Source organism: Runella aurantiaca (genome assembly GCF_003339505.1).
GTDB lineage: Bacteria > Bacteroidota > Bacteroidia > Cytophagales > Spirosomataceae > Runella > Runella aurantiaca.
In genome coordinates this window covers 427,827-442,482 of sequence record NZ_QPIW01000002.1, presented here as the reverse complement: position 1 = coordinate 442,482, position 14,656 = coordinate 427,827, and the positions used below count along the sequence as shown (strand labels likewise).

The following is a 14,656-nucleotide window of genomic DNA, read 5'->3' as shown; positions in this document are numbered from 1 at the left end:
GAGGATTAGGGTGTTGCATAGAACCCAAAATCAACAAACGTGCCAAAGCCCTTCAAAATTGCAATTATGCCCCAGTAACGGTCTGTTCTTCGGCATTTTCGGGCACTTTACCCCGAATTTTTGTCAAAAGAATACCTACCAAAAAGATGGTGAGCGTACCCACGACGATAATCATATTGGGATGAAACGCACTCCGCAAATAGGCCAAAGAATCGGGGATTTGGGCCGAAAAGGTCATCCAGAGAATGACGAGTAAACCAATCATGGTTGCCGTAAGGGCTTCCACGTTGCGGGTCTGACGCGAGATGATTCCCAACAAAAACAGCCCCAACATACCGCCCGCAAAAATCCCTGAAAGCACCCACCACACATCCAAAATACTCTTGACGCCAATCATGGAAATGCCCGTAACCATGCCCATAAGACCAAAAACCGTGGTGGCAACGTATAGTAATCTGAGTGACTGCTTATCGGTCAGATTTGACTTAATGTATCGCTGATAAATATCGACCGAAAACACCGTGGCCGAAGCGTTCATGCCTGAACTGATGGTGCTCATGGCCGCCGACAAAATCGCAGCAACAATCAGCCCCAACAAACCTGCCGGAACTTTTGTCACCATAAAGTGCGGCATCACCTTGTCGCCAAAATCGCTCGGCTTGAGCGTAGCGGCCAATTGTTGGATGGCTTCTTGCGTTCCACCAGGCAACTTATCGGCGGCGGCTTGCAATCTCACCGCCTCCATCATTTCTGGATTTGCCTGATAATACGCGTACAAAGCGGAACCTAACACAAAGAATATCAATGAAATAGGCACATACAAGTACACGCATAGCCACACCGACTTGGCCGCCTCTTTGATGGACGTGGTGGTGTGGTAGCGCTGCACGTAGTTTTGGTCCATCCCAAAGTTGTTGAGGTTCATAAAGAACCCGTAAAGTAATATGACCCAAAAAGTAGGTTGGGAAAAATCTGGCGCGTAGCTGCCGAGACTAAATTTATTGTCGGCCTGCCCGATGTCGATGATTTTTCCCACGCCTCCCGACATACCATCGACCACCAACCACAAAATAATCACCGCACCCGCCGTCTTAATCACTCCTTGGACTACTTCAGTCCAAATCACGGCTTCCATGCCTCCCATGACCGTATAAAGAATAATACAAATCCCTACCACCACCATAATCGTGGCCATCGGGTAGCCCGTCAGGGCTTGTAAACTAAGAGCAATTCCGAAGAAAATGGACCCCATACGGGCAAGCTGCGTCAACAAAAAACACACTACCGCATAAGACCGCGCCCACGGCCCAAAACGATTTTCGAGATTGGTGTAGGCCGATACTTCACCCGTATTTCGGTAAAAAGGAATGAAAAACTTAGTAGCTACCCACGCCGCCAAAGGCATAGAAAGGCTAAACACGAAGGAGTTCCAGTTGCTCCCGAAGGCCTTGCCTGGCACGCCCAAAAAGGTATTGCTGCTAAGAAAAGTCGCATAAATCGACATACCGATGGCCCAGCCCGGAATCTGCCCCGAGGCGGTGGTAAACTGCTCGGCGTTGTTGCTGCTTTCGCGGCTGTTTTTGCGGGAAAAATACACACCAACGCCCACCATTCCGGCTAAATACATTAAAATGATGGCGACATCAATAAGGGGAAGGTTCTTCATGATTGGGGTCTGGGTGCTAAAGCACGATTATTTGTTATTCGTTAATTGTAAATCCAGTTAGTGGTGTTCCGAAAATCCGTTTTTCAGTCACGCAATCATTAATACCTTTTTTTATTCGATTAAGACTATTTATAACTTAAAATACTGCACACAATAAATAGCCTCATTCGTCCAAAGGCAAGTACTGTTTCTATCCAATTCAGGAAGACTCATGAGCACCTCAATTACTCCCACGCTACTCCAAAAATTAAAAAATGGTCAAAATGTGTACGGAACGTGCATTACGTCTACCGCACCCATGTGGCCCGCCGCCATCAAGCGTACTGGCGTTGATTTTGTGTTTATTGACACCGAGCACATCCCACTCGACCGCGCCGAATTGGCCAAAATGTGTCAAATCTTCAGGGCACTGGGCATTACGCCCATCGTGCGGATTCCTGAGCCCAATCCTTTTTTGGCTTGTCAGGTAATCGACGGCGGAGCATTGGGCGTGGTAGCGCCTTATTTGGAATCAACGACCCAAATTCAGGAGTTGGTAGGGGCCGTTAAATTGCGACCACTTAAGGGAGAAAAATTACAGCATTACCTGACGAGTGCCGAAGAAATGACGCCTGAATTAAAACAATACATCTCCAACCACAACGCCGCCAATCTTTGCATTGCCAACATCGAAAGCGTACCCGCGCTGGAGCGGCTCGACGCCCTTTTGTCGGTACCTGGATTGGATGCGGTGTTTATCGGTCCGCACGATTTGTCGGTGAGTTTGGGCCTGCCTGAGCAGTACGACCACCCCGACTTTGAAGCGGCCGTCCGGAATATTATTCATCAAACCCGCGCCAAAGGGCTTTCGATTGGTATTCACTTTTCGCTGGAGCCCGAGCGCCAAATCAAATGGATGAAAGAAGGAGCCAACATGGTGGTACACAGCTTTGACGTGGCGCTTTTCAGCCAACGCTTACAACATGATTTGAGTATCATCAAACAGGCCGCAGGAGATAGCCCAAACGCAGATACTGCCACCTCCCTGACGGTCTAGGAATTTGTAAATGCATAAAAACAATTGTCCGAACTGGTAATCTTCCCTTTTTTTGGCCTTTATAGACATGTAATTAAAAATAAGCAGTTTCTACAAATTGAGCATTAGACAAACATGGAACAAATCAAATGGGGGATGATTGGCTGCGGAAACGTAACCGAAAAGAAGAGCGGCCCGGCGTTCAGCAAAATACCTCACTCGTCGTTGGTGGCCGTCATGGGCCGTAGCGCCGAAAAAGCCGCTGATTACGCACAACGCCACGGCGTACCTAAGTGGTACACCAACGTTGATGACTTAATCAACGACCCTGAGGTCAACGCCATCTACATCGCCACGCCGCCCGACGTGCACCTTGACTACGCCACCCGAGCCATGAAGGCAGGCAAAGCCGTATATGTGGAAAAACCCATGGCGCGCAACGCCGCCGAATGCGAAGCCATGAATCAGGTCAGTCGCGAAACGGGCGTGCCGCTTTTTGTGGCATATTACCGTCGTACGTTGCCTTATTTTGTAAAACTCAAAGAACTCATCGACCAAAAAGTTATCGGTGATATTCGGTTGGTAACGGTGCAAATCCATTATAATCCCTACGCCGAAGAAATTGGCAAAGGCGCGCGTCCGCGCTGGCGTGTAGACCCCGCTATTTCGGGCGGTGGTCACTTTCATGACTTAGCGTCTCATCAGTTTGATTTTCTGGAATACGTGCTCGGCCCCGTTAAATCAGCGCAGGGTATTTCTCGAAATCAGGCGGGGTTATACGAAGCCGACGACATCACTGTTGCCAATTTTGAGTTTGAATCGGGGGTGTTGGGCACAGGAAGCTGGTGCTATACGCTCAACCCAGAGCAACGCCTCGACGAATCTCAACTCATCGGTTCTAAAGGGAAAATTACGTTTTCTTTTTTTGAACGGTTTACCATCAAAGTAGAAACTGCCGATGGCACCGACGAGTACTTGATTCCTTATCCTGAACACGTCCAACAACCTTTGATTGAGACCATTGTGCAGCAATTGCGCGGTAAAGGCCCATGCCCAAGCACGGGCGAAACGGGCGCCCGTGCCAATGCCATCATGGACCAAATTACGCACCCCTAACCCACCATTCATTGCAAGGGTACTGGGGTCACCCCAAGTTGGGGCCTTACTGCGCATTTTTTCGTCCAAAAGCACCCGATTTGTGAATTAAGCATTTGATAATAAACGAAATTATAAAATCAGCGGCCTATGAAGTAAGTTTGGTTTTTAAACCCGTACAATTTCGGCCCATCACGTTTCTAATAACCAACCCCTATGAAAAGTCTTTCTCTTAGTTTTATGCTTGCCTGCGGGCTGATTGCTTTTGTCGGCAAGGCCCAAACCCATAAGCCTTACACGCCTACGCGTTTTCCCGACCGCCTTATTTTGGGCTGGCAAGGCAACCCCGCCACTTCTCAATCCGTCAATTGGCGCACCGACTCATCGGTGGTGGGAGCGGTTGGGGCCATTCATGAAGCCGATGCGAGCCCTGATTTTGTCAAAAAAGCAACCATCGTTCCAGCCGTTACCGAAAAAGTACTCATTGAAGGTAAACAGATTTTATACCATTCGGTCCACTTCAAAGACCTCAAACCCGACACCAAATACAGCTACCGCGTAGGTGCGGGTGACGAATGGAGCGAATGGTTTCATTTCAAAACCGCCAAAGACCAACCTGCCCCGTTTTCGTTCCTCTACTTTGGCGATGCCCAAAACGACCTTCGTTCGCTGTGGTCGCGGGCCATTCGCGGGGCGTATTCGGCCTTTCCCTCGGTGCAGTTTATGCTTCACGCGGGCGATTTAATCAATAACTCCAACGCCGACTGGCAGTGGGGTGAGTGGTTTGAGGCGGGCGGCTGGATTACGGGCATGGTGCCTACGCTGGCTACGCCCGGCAACCACGAATATTTTAAAGATGATGCAGGCGCTCGTCGCGTATCGATGCACTGGCGGCCGTCGTTTGTGCTGCCCGAAAATGGCCCCGACAAACTCAAGGAAACGGCATACTATATTGACTACCAAGGCGTTCGTTTTATTTCTTTGGACTCGCAAGGCGCATTATTGGACTCGACCGTAATGGATGCGCAAGCCGAATGGCTCGTGGGCGTATTGAGCAACAACCCCAACAAATGGACCGTTGCGGTGCATCACCACCCCATTTATTCAACCGCCAACGGACGCAATAACGACGAATGGCGCCTGAAAATGGAGCCTATTTACAAAAAATACAACGTCGATTTGGTATTGCAGGGGCATGACCACACCTACGGACGTGGTCTGAACATGCCGTTGGGCAAAACACGCAAATTCCCCGATGGGCCTATTTATGTGGTATCGGTCAGCGGGCCTAAAATGTACACCATTGGCTTGCAAGATTGGATGGACCGGGCGGGTTCCAACACGCAATTGTACCAGCTTATTACGGTAGATGGCAACAAGCTTTCGTATAAGTCGTACACCGTGACGGGAGAGCTGTATGATGTGTTTGATTTGACCAAAAGTGCCAACGGCCGCAATACGCTCATCGACAAAGCGCCTACGTTGGCACCCGAGCGCTTGGCCCTGCCCGAAAGCTACCTCAACCGATTCACGCCCGAGCAAATCAAGGAATACGAAAACCGATTTAAGGAATACAAAGCCCGGAAAGAGGGGAAGAAATAAGGTTTTTTGTTGAAGGCAAAAGCAATTGGGGCAGCCCGATTGCTTTTGCCTTTTTCGTTTTTTACTTTCGTAAACTCGTCAAATTGGTAGTTTTGTACGGAGTTTTGGCCAAGGACGAGCTTTTCATCTGAATTGGGCACGTGTCGCGAATATATTAAATTGAATATGGATTGAAATGACAGAAAGGTATTTTATCAAACAAGACGCTGAATCAAACAAATTTTGGGAAATTCAATTTTGGAATAATGGATTTCGTACTTTCTGGGGCAAGATAGATACCATTGGTAGATTTAAATTAGAAGAGTTTGAATCTAAAAATGCTTGTCAAAAAGAAATTCAGAAACTAATCAACGACAAGACCAAGAAGGGATATATTGAAAAAGCAACTTCAAGCAGGTTTCTTGAAGCAACTGTTTTGGCTGAAATTCAAGAATTTGAGGAGCAAAATGAAATAAAGGCTCATCCATTAGCCAAGAAGTTATTAAATGAAACGTTCATTTGGAGTTGTATCGAAGAAACAGGACCATTTGGAAGTGATGACGGTAATGATACTTTTTGGAATTACAGAGATTGGTCTCAAGAAAATCCAAGAGGTAAAAGTATTGAATTCATGAGTAATTTGTTGACAGAATGGTACGGAAAAGATTTTACTAAATTGAATTTAGAGGAGATAGAACAATCAAGGATTCATGAAATTCTGAGTAAAGACCCAATCCAAATTCCGATACATATAGATACTACAATCATTTCAACTGCCTTTAGCCAACTTGTGCTGAAAGGAAAAATAGATACAGACACCCTCTATTTGACTGAAATAGCGCTAAAGAGACAGCTAATGCCTGTTTGTCTCTCTCATTTTAGAGAAGACTATAGAGAAACCAGAATTATTCAATTAAAGAAGTTATTGAGCATCATAGAAAGTTTAAAATGAATCAGTACTTTTCAAGCTTCTGCATGAGCATCATTGCCCAGGGTATACCCAAGGCCCCAATTTCTGCGCAATCTCCCCCAAGTTGTGCGTAGTCTTCCGTAGGGAGACTGCGAACTAAAAATACTCAAAGTGTTTGCAACACGGTGAGTGCGCCAAAAGCTACTAACTATGCTTTCTCCTGTTATTCAACCAAAAAACCGTTAGACCCCTTATCATCAATAATTTCATCCAAATGAAAAAAAACAACCCATTCGAAAACAAGAGCCTTGAAGAACTCAAAGCTACAAAAGCTAAATACCAAAAAATAGTAGCTGTTTTTACGGGTCTTATGACCGTAGCTGTCATTGTTATCGTTTATGTAGCAATCACAACTAAAAACTGGGCCCAACTTGCGACACTTGGGGCTATTGGAGCATTTTTACCTATGTTCATTAGCATCCAAGCTTTAGACAAAGAAATTAAAAGGAGGGAACAGAATAATTAAATCTCTATACTGCTGAAATAGTTTGACAGCTTTTTTGAATATCCCTTGATTCAGTGTGTTCCGAAGTGAATAAAGGGTATTTAATGTTTTTTGTTTTACAATCAGTAATCAAATAATCCCCACTTTTGACACATACTAAAATAAATGAAACCTGAAAAAGTAGCCTCTCTCACCGACAATGAGTTACTCAAGCGAAAAAAATTACTGAAAAGTACCCATACTTTTATCGTAGCCACTGGCATTGTCGCATTATTGGTACTGTGCGTGATGTTTGGATATTCCGTTGGCAAAGACGCTGCCACCGGCGGAAAAGGCACTTTTTATTACAAGCCATTGATCCCATTTATTCTGTTTTTTATTGTCGGCAACGGGGTTATAACGTCTCAGCAAAAATCAATCAATGACGAAATCAAAAAAAGAAACTTAGAGTAACACGCTGAATTCATATACTAAAAGCTACTGACTACCTTTCCAAATACTGAATGTCTTCCCTCAGTTTGTATCCTACGAGCTATTTATCGTTTCTAAATCCTGTTATTCAATAGGTTATAAGGCTATGCTAGTTCCTAGACGATTGAATAAAAGAGTTATTTTGAGCCGCTTCGCCCTTTAGGTTTATATGCTGGTAATTTTCCAAGCTTTGGTAAAAATTTAGAGTGGGACCTGAATCTGAGCATTGAGTAAAAAATCTCAACACCCCTTAGGAAAACCCACTCCAACTGTTTGATAAAAATACCTTGTGGCGGATCGTTCAAATTCGCACTTACTTGGGATTTTTTTCTAAAGTTTAAACGGCTTTATTATGATTTTCGGGTTTTCCGAATCGGCTTACCGTACTTTTTCATCATTTCTTTGGCGTGATTGCGGCGAACGTTTACCTTTTGGTTCTTTTCGGTTTTTTCGTGAAAAGCCCCACCAAATGTATCACTTTTGACAATTTTTACGCTGATGATTTTCGTATAACCCGTGTCTCTTTCTTCGGGGGTCAGTTCGTCCGAAATTTCGAGTAATTTAGGCAACGGACGCATCGGAATCGGCTGCTTCATCAGGGCTTCAATGGCCTCCTGCTGCTCCTTCTCTTTTTCCATGATAAAACTGATGGCGATGCCTTTTTTATCCACCCGGCCCGTACGCCCAATGCGGTGAATGTAGGTTTCGGGAAGTTCGGGTAAATCAAAATTGATAACGTGCGATACTTCCGAGACATCCAATCCGCGCGCAATGACGTCGGTGGCAATGAGCACGCGACAAGCGCCACTCTGAAAGCGATTAACGGCCTCAAAACGCTGCATTTGGGCTTTATTGGAGTGAATCACGCTGACCGTATCGCCAAATTGCTTTTCTAGTTGTTCAAACAATTGATTAGCCAAGGTTTTGGTTGCCGCAAAAACCAGCACTTTGACCATGTCGGGGTCGTGGCCAAGAAGCAGTTCTAGCAGATTTACTTTGGTGTAGAAATTGGGCACTTGGTAAGCCATTTGGTAGATATTCTCCAACGGCGTACCTGCTGGGGTGGCCTCCACTTTGACGGGATGGTGAAAATATTCCTGCATCAACTGCTCCACTTCGTCGGTGATGGTGGCCGAAAACAAGAGGTTTTGACGTTTTTCTGGCAAGGTATCCAAGATGAGTTTCAACTGCGCCCGGAAGCCCAGATTGAGCATTTCGTCGGCTTCATCCAGCACCAGTTTTTTCACGGCTTTGGGCTTGATTACCCCACTCGACAGCATATCAACCAAACGCCCAGGCGTAGCTACCAGCACATCCACGCCCTGCGAGACCTCCGCCACTTGTGGCTTCATGTTCACGCCTCCGTACACTCCCACCGTAACTACACTCATGTAAGGAGTCAATTTCTTGACCGATTCCACCACCTGCACCACCAGCTCTCGCGTGGGCACCAAAATAACTACCTGCGGATTTTTTTCTTTTGAAAACTGAAATTGCCGAAGGCAAGGCAACAGATACGCCAAGGTTTTTCCCGTGCCTGTTTGTGCAATCCCGTACACGTCTTGCCCCGACATCACCACCGAAAATACCTTTTGCTGAATGGCCGTAGGCGTCGTAAAACCTAGGTCATTGATGGCATTGAGCAGTGGTTTATTGAGATTTAATTCGTCGAAAGTCATACCTAATTCGTTAAAATAAAGACTAAAGGTACAGGGATTCAGCGAATTTTACATGAACGAGCTTAAATCAGGGTGTCCTTTTTATTTCACAATCGTAAATTCATCCTTCACTTTTCCGTACTCGTCCAAACAGTGCAGGGTCAATTTGTTGTTATCAATTCGGATGTGCTGGTACACGGGCCCGCTCTGAAAACGTGCCGCTGCGTAGGGCTCTTCAGGCCAGTTTTTGTGTTGGCTCGGAATACTGATAGAAATGGTATAAATCGTGCCTTTAGCGGGAGAATCCACGGGTTTTTCGGCGAACATGGGTTTGCTGCGCATGTAGTAATGTACATGCCCACTCATGACCATATCAACGTGGTAACGGTCAAACAACACGCCCCATTCTTTGCGGATTTGCGCATAATCTTCTTCAAAATTATAGGGCGGGAAGTGCAGCATCACAAACTTCCATTTTGCCTTGCTTTGCGAAAGCTGCTTTTCAATCCAAGCCGTTTGCGCATTGATGGGCGACGTGCCATCGAGCATGATAAACAAGGCATTTTGGTAATTGAAAGCGTAGGTCCGTTCAGAAGGCACTTTATCGGGGCCGTTGGTGGGCAAGCTGAACAGGTTTTGGTACATTGCCGCGCCTAGCCCGTCTTGGCTGTCATGGTTGCCAGGAATGGGCATGAAGGGTTTTTGGCTAAAAACCTTTCCTGAATGATGAAAAAACTCATCCCACTCATTGCGGTCAAGGCCCGTACTGACTAAGTCGCCGATGACCGAATAAAAGGAAATTTCGGGGTGACGTTCGAGCGTTTGACGCGCCATTCGCCCCCAATCGGGCGATTTGTGCGTATCGCCAAACCACACAAACGAAAACGCCTCTGGCTGGGCCGCTTCGGTCCTAAAATCAGCCACTTCTGACCAACCCGTACTCAGAGAACCCACCCGATACGCATACGCAGTAGCAGGCGTAAGTTGGGTTAGTTTGGCCGTAAAACGCTGAATATAACGATCGTTGCGTAGCAGGCGGTCTTCCATCTGAAACGGCAATGCTTTGGCGGTCAGCATATCGGTCGAGTTTTTTTTCCAGTACTGTACTTTTCCTGTTTTCACCGCCGCCTGCGTACGCCACTGCACATCAATGGTGGTAGAAGGGTCGGCGCTCCACGAAAGCAGCAACTGATCAGGTTTGTTAACGGCAGGATGGTCGGTCTGCCGGAAGGCTTTCACTAAATGGGCTTCCCGGGCGCGTCCGCGAATGGTGGTCAACAATTGCTGCCCCTGCAATGCCGGTGGCACTTCCGTGAGCGTGAGCTCATCCCAATCATGGTATGTAAAGGCTCCAACTTTAAATTCTTCGATGTGTTGGTTGGCGGGAAAAACGTTTGAGATAGTCAGTTTATCGCTTTTTTTCTGCGTTCCTACGCCCACAAAATACACGGGGCGATGCTTGTCAAATCCGTTGATGCCCAGCGCAACTTTACCCTTCGGAAACTTTTTTTGCCAGACTTCGTAGGCATATTCTTCATTTTTTACCTGCATGTTTGTTTTTTTAAACCCACTTTTTACCAACCAAAACGGCGGCACTTTCTGCGCTTGGTCGCGCATGAGAGATACGACCACGGGCACATTTACGTCAAAAGTCCAGTAACGAGTAGCGAGGGTTTGTTTTTCTTCATTCGTTAAAAAAGGCAGAATGTAGGCTTCAGAAATAGTATCAAGTTGGGCAGGTGTCAGTTTTTGATACAACCGCGTGACCACATTGTCCATCACTTTATGAACCGTGGAATCGGTAGTGGCAGCGGTACCAAAAATCAAAAAAACACTCAGAAAAATGGATGTAAAAAAAGCAAAAAGTTTCATGGTGGATTGATTCGTGCCAAAGAGCAAAGCATTTAAGTACATCAACTACTTTGCACCTCTGCGGCTTGGTGGGAGTTTGAGTATATTATGTTTATCTAATAACAGGATATTGTTTTTCGAGCCACTGTACCATTTTTCCAAAAACATCGACCGCCGCCGAGGCGCTCATGCCGTGCTTTTCGTTGGGGTACAATTCCAGTTGGGTCAGGATTCCTAATGATTGGAGTTTTTTGTGTAGATTTTCGGCCTGACTTACGTGGACCAAAGGGTCTTCTACCCCGTGAAATGAAATGGTGGGCACGCCGCTTTCTTTGGTCAGGTGCAGCAGCGGGCTGGCATCTACACAAATTTGTGCTTTAGGGTCGGCCTCGCCCAAAAACCGAATAACGGTATTGTTGGCATCAGTGCCATCGGCCCGCACAGATTTGTCGGTCAGGTCGGTAGGCCCCCAGAGGTTCAATACGGTTTTTACTTGTTTGTTGGGGTCATGGGCGTAGGCATAGAGCAGGGCCAAATGCGCCCCCGCGCTGCCGCCCATGAGGGCAAATTCGTTGCCGTTGAAACGGTATCTTTTGGATTGAGCCGACAGAAAGGCAATGGCTTTTTTAACGTCTTCGATTTGGGCAGGAAACAGATTTTTTCCGTCTTTGACCAAACGATAATTCATCGAAACCACGATGTACTTTTTTACACCCACCAATTCATCAATGAGTTGTTTCGGAAATTCGCTTTTATCCCCCCGACTCCACGAGCCGCCGTGGATGTAGACCAGCACTTTGGTATCGGGCGTATGATTTTCGGGGATGTAGGCGTCCAGCATATTTTCTTTGCCTTCCCCTTGCGCGTAGGGCACGTCCAACAGGGATTGATACGCGGGTTTTTTGGGAACAATGACCGCATTTTTGGCCACTCCATCGCGCCAATTATTGGTTTTTAGGTAACTGACCAACGCTTCGGGATGGTCGGTTTGGACACCCTGCACTCCCTTGCTCAGCGCCGAATCCCACGCATCTTTGCCTTCAGAAGAGCTTTGAACATCGAGCCAAACGGCCACACCTTCTTCCTGCGCGGTTTGCACCATTGCTTGCTCGGCGATGTTATCCAGCACCTCTACTTTTACCTGTCCCAAAAAGAATTTCAGCTGTTGGGGGTTCTTGACATCATCCAACAAGCTGGTCATCAGGGGCATCTGCGGGGCTATGCTGCGCCATTGTTTGTAGTAGGGCACTTTGTTGAGATACACCACAATCTGCTTTTCCATGCCCTCCTCCTGAATTTGTTTCCAGGTTTCGGCCACATTGGCGTCTTTAAAATCTAGGTAAATATTAATCCGATTTTTGCACAACTTCAACACTTCCCGAAAAGTCGGAATTCGGTAAACGGTGGCATCCTCCGCCTTGGGGCTTTTGAGCTGAAGTTGGCTCAGTTCGGCAAATGTCTTGGCTTTGACCTCACCCGTTGTGGTAGTCATACGGTCAAGGGTTCCGTCATGATGAATGACCAACACCCCGTCTTTGCTCGTCCGAATATCAACTTCTACATAATCTGCCCCGCTTTTAATGGCTTCTTCGTAAGCGGCAAGGGAGTTTTCTGGCACATTCACGTGGTTGCCACGGTGGGCAATGACCACAAACTTATGCTTAGAAACTGGCAGCGGAATTTGGGCATAACTTCCGAAGAATGCCGTTGCTATTATTAAAAACAGCAGAAACTTAGAGAGGTGTTTTGTCATATAACTATCCTGTCGCGAGATACGCCCAGCGCTTATAGAAGAGGTTTATTACGTTAAAAAAGGGGGGGATACAGTCGGAAAAATCTACTTTTCTTGTTGCACGCTTTTTGCGTGTTCGTTCTCGGAAAGCAATTGCATGAAGTAACGCTCCAACACTTCCGAATAAGCGGGCGACATTTCATTTTCCCCAATACCAGCCAAAAATTCTTCGAGTTCAACTTGTGAAATCTCGTTGCGCATCAGCCTACCAATCAAATAGTCAGGACGGTTGGTTTCCATTATTTTTTTGGCTTGTTATATGTCTATATACTTTGTTCCAATCATAAAAGGCTACTCAAAATGTGTTAAATTTAAGTTTTCAATTATTTGATTGGACAAAAACGTCGTTTATGAATAAACAACCTTCCTTCAAATATGTAAACCTTTCTCTTTCAATAGCTTTAACAACAATTCAGGCTCATCTGTTTGAATAACGTTGGCCCCGTGTTTCAACAATTTGTCGAGTGCTTCGTCACGCTTTTCGGTCCGCAGCAATATATCTATGGGCCCCAACGCATTAATCCACACGCGTGCTCCGCGCTTCTTGATAAGGCTGACCACTTCGGGCGTATAAAACGAAAAATCAATGTGTACTACTTCGGGTTTGAAGAGCGTAATGGCCGAATCAGCCATGGCTTGCGAATGCGCCCGGGGCATAAGCATGTATTTTTTATCGACCTTGTCCACAAAATGGAGGGCGTTGTAGTCACTGTCGAAATAAAAGACAATATCTTCGGTTTTGGTCTTCTTTACCACTTCAATGATGGGGCCTAATTTGTCGGTTTTCAAATCCAAATCCACCAAAACACGTCCTTTTGCCAAACGTAGTACCTCCTCAAGCGTGGGAATTTTCTCTTCGGTTTTTGCGCCTTTTACCACCAAATTATAGGTTTGCAACTGCGCCAAGGTCATGGTTTCGGGGTTTCCTTTGCCGTTGGTGGTGCGGTCAATCTTACCATCATGCATCAACACGGGCACACCGTCGGAGGTTACTTTGACGTCAATTTCGATGATGTCAATGCCCAGTCGTATCGCTTCCTTGACGGCGGGGATGGAGTTTTCGGGGTAAACATGATGGACGGCGCGGTGCGATGCCACCAACACGGTATTGGAAGTGGTCGTTAGGAAGTCTTTTTTGATTTCTTTGGCGCGCCGCGCCGTCATGGTGGCAGCCGTGCCCATAAAAAGGGCCGCACCTACAAAGGCAACAATAATTCTGTGATTCATGAGGGTTACTTATTTATCAGATAATACCGCTGGCTTGTGTAAAAAGACTAATTTGAGCGCAGGTTATTTTGATAATTGTCTGGCGGCGTACCGTAAAAAAAACGATTGATTAAGAATCCAAACCTGTTCATTAATTTTGACCATCAATACATTACGCACTTAATTTTAGCTCCAATGACTCGCCTTTTTCTGTTCATTATTTTACTCTTCGCTGTACACCTAACTTCCGCCCAAAACCGTTACAAATACCCAGTTTTACCCCCAACTGGCTCAAAAATAGAATCGTTTGTGCCCAAAGGCTGGCACATTGTGGAAAAAGCCGAAGGCGATCTCAACAAAGACAACGCGCCTGACATCGCCGCCGTAGTGGAAGCCGACAAAGAGGTTCCCAATCTCAAAGAAGAAGATTACCCACAAAAGCCTCGTATTCTGTTGATTGCTCTGCGACAGGCCAACGGTAGCTATGCCTTATCCGTTCAAAGCAACGAGTCCATCTTGCTTTCCAATGAAGGAGGCGTGATGGGCGACCCGCTGGCGGGATTGACCATCGAAAGGGGTACGCTATTGGTGCAGTTTTACGGCGGAAGCGCCGACCGTTGGGGCTATGACTACCGCTGGCGTTTTCAGAACAACGACTGGTTTTTGATTGGTGCTACGGCTACATTTTCTTCCATGAACACCAATCAATTCAACACCTACGATTTTAATCTCTCAACGGGAGCTGCCGAGCACACGAGCGGGGCGTTTTTGGAAGAAGAAAACAAGAAAAATACGCCTGACAAGAAACGAAGCTTCAACATTGGCAAAAAACCGCTCCTCAAACTCCGTACCTTCAAGCCCCTCACGACCCCCATTTACAAGGAAGTGTATATTTAGAAAGGAGCC

Annotated in this window: 13 protein-coding genes; 7 read left to right on the top strand and 6 right to left on the bottom strand. The window is 46.4% G+C overall.

What is annotated here, in order from left to right:
• Positions 1–64: 64 nt before the first annotated feature.
• Complete coding sequence (locus DVG78_RS04985; RefSeq protein WP_114459935.1) at positions 65–1,666, bottom strand: sodium:solute symporter family protein; 1,602 nt, start codon at positions 1,664–1,666, stop codon at positions 65–67.
• Positions 1,667–1,877: 211 nt separating this feature from the next.
• On the opposite strand from DVG78_RS04985, the gene DVG78_RS04980 reads away from it, so the two are divergent.
• The 6 genes from DVG78_RS04980 (at position 1,878) to DVG78_RS04955 (ending at position 7,225) form a co-directional block, all read left to right on the top strand.
• A complete protein-coding gene (locus tag DVG78_RS04980; RefSeq protein WP_114459934.1) occupies positions 1,878–2,702 on the top strand; it encodes an HpcH/HpaI aldolase family protein in 825 nt (274 codons plus the stop codon).
• A gap of 114 nt (positions 2,703–2,816) precedes the next feature.
• Entirely contained in the window at positions 2,817–3,797 is a 981-nt protein-coding gene (locus tag DVG78_RS04975; protein WP_114459933.1) for a Gfo/Idh/MocA family protein, read from the top strand.
• Between the two features lie 195 nt (positions 3,798–3,992).
• Positions 3,993–5,378: a purple acid phosphatase family protein gene (locus DVG78_RS04970; RefSeq protein WP_114459932.1), complete on the top strand. Its 1,386-nt coding sequence runs from the start codon at positions 3,993–3,995 to the stop codon at positions 5,376–5,378.
• Positions 5,379–5,553: 175 nt separating this feature from the next.
• Positions 5,554–6,309, top strand: coding sequence for a WGR domain-containing protein (locus tag DVG78_RS04965; protein ID WP_114459931.1), 756 nt, complete (start codon positions 5,554–5,556; stop codon positions 6,307–6,309).
• A gap of 232 nt (positions 6,310–6,541) precedes the next feature.
• On the top strand, positions 6,542–6,793 hold the full coding sequence (locus DVG78_RS04960) for a hypothetical protein (RefSeq protein WP_114459930.1): 252 nt from the start codon (positions 6,542–6,544) through the stop codon (positions 6,791–6,793).
• A 144-nt stretch (positions 6,794–6,937) separates the two neighbouring features.
• Complete coding sequence (locus DVG78_RS04955; protein WP_114459929.1) at positions 6,938–7,225, top strand: hypothetical protein; 288 nt, start codon at positions 6,938–6,940, stop codon at positions 7,223–7,225.
• 368 nt (positions 7,226–7,593) lie between these two features.
• On the opposite strand, the gene DVG78_RS04950 is transcribed toward DVG78_RS04955, so the two are convergent.
• From DVG78_RS04950 to DVG78_RS04930, 5 genes are all read right to left on the bottom strand, one after another.
• Positions 7,594–8,922, bottom strand: coding sequence for a DEAD/DEAH box helicase (locus DVG78_RS04950; RefSeq protein ID WP_114459928.1), 1,329 nt, complete (start codon positions 8,920–8,922; stop codon positions 7,594–7,596).
• Positions 8,923–9,003: 81 nt separating this feature from the next.
• Positions 9,004–10,773: a purple acid phosphatase family protein gene (locus DVG78_RS04945; RefSeq protein ID WP_114459927.1), complete on the bottom strand. Its 1,770-nt coding sequence runs from the start codon at positions 10,771–10,773 to the stop codon at positions 9,004–9,006.
• Between the two features lie 91 nt (positions 10,774–10,864).
• The gene (locus DVG78_RS04940) at positions 10,865–12,505 is read right to left on the bottom strand and encodes a glycerophosphodiester phosphodiesterase family protein (RefSeq protein WP_114459926.1); all 1,641 of its coding nucleotides are present in this window, start codon (positions 12,503–12,505) and stop codon (positions 10,865–10,867) included.
• Between the two features lie 84 nt (positions 12,506–12,589).
• Positions 12,590–12,784, bottom strand: coding sequence for a hypothetical protein (locus DVG78_RS04935; protein ID WP_114067239.1), 195 nt, complete (start codon positions 12,782–12,784; stop codon positions 12,590–12,592).
• A 129-nt stretch (positions 12,785–12,913) separates the two neighbouring features.
• On the bottom strand, positions 12,914–13,771 hold the full coding sequence (locus tag DVG78_RS04930; RefSeq protein ID WP_199563197.1) for a glycerophosphodiester phosphodiesterase family protein: 858 nt from the start codon (positions 13,769–13,771) through the stop codon (positions 12,914–12,916).
• A 174-nt stretch (positions 13,772–13,945) separates the two neighbouring features.
• On the opposite strand from DVG78_RS04930, the gene DVG78_RS04925 reads away from it, so the two are divergent.
• A complete protein-coding gene (locus DVG78_RS04925; RefSeq protein ID WP_114459925.1) occupies positions 13,946–14,647 on the top strand; it encodes a hypothetical protein in 702 nt (233 codons plus the stop codon).
• The last annotated feature ends 9 nt before the right edge of the window (positions 14,648–14,656 follow it).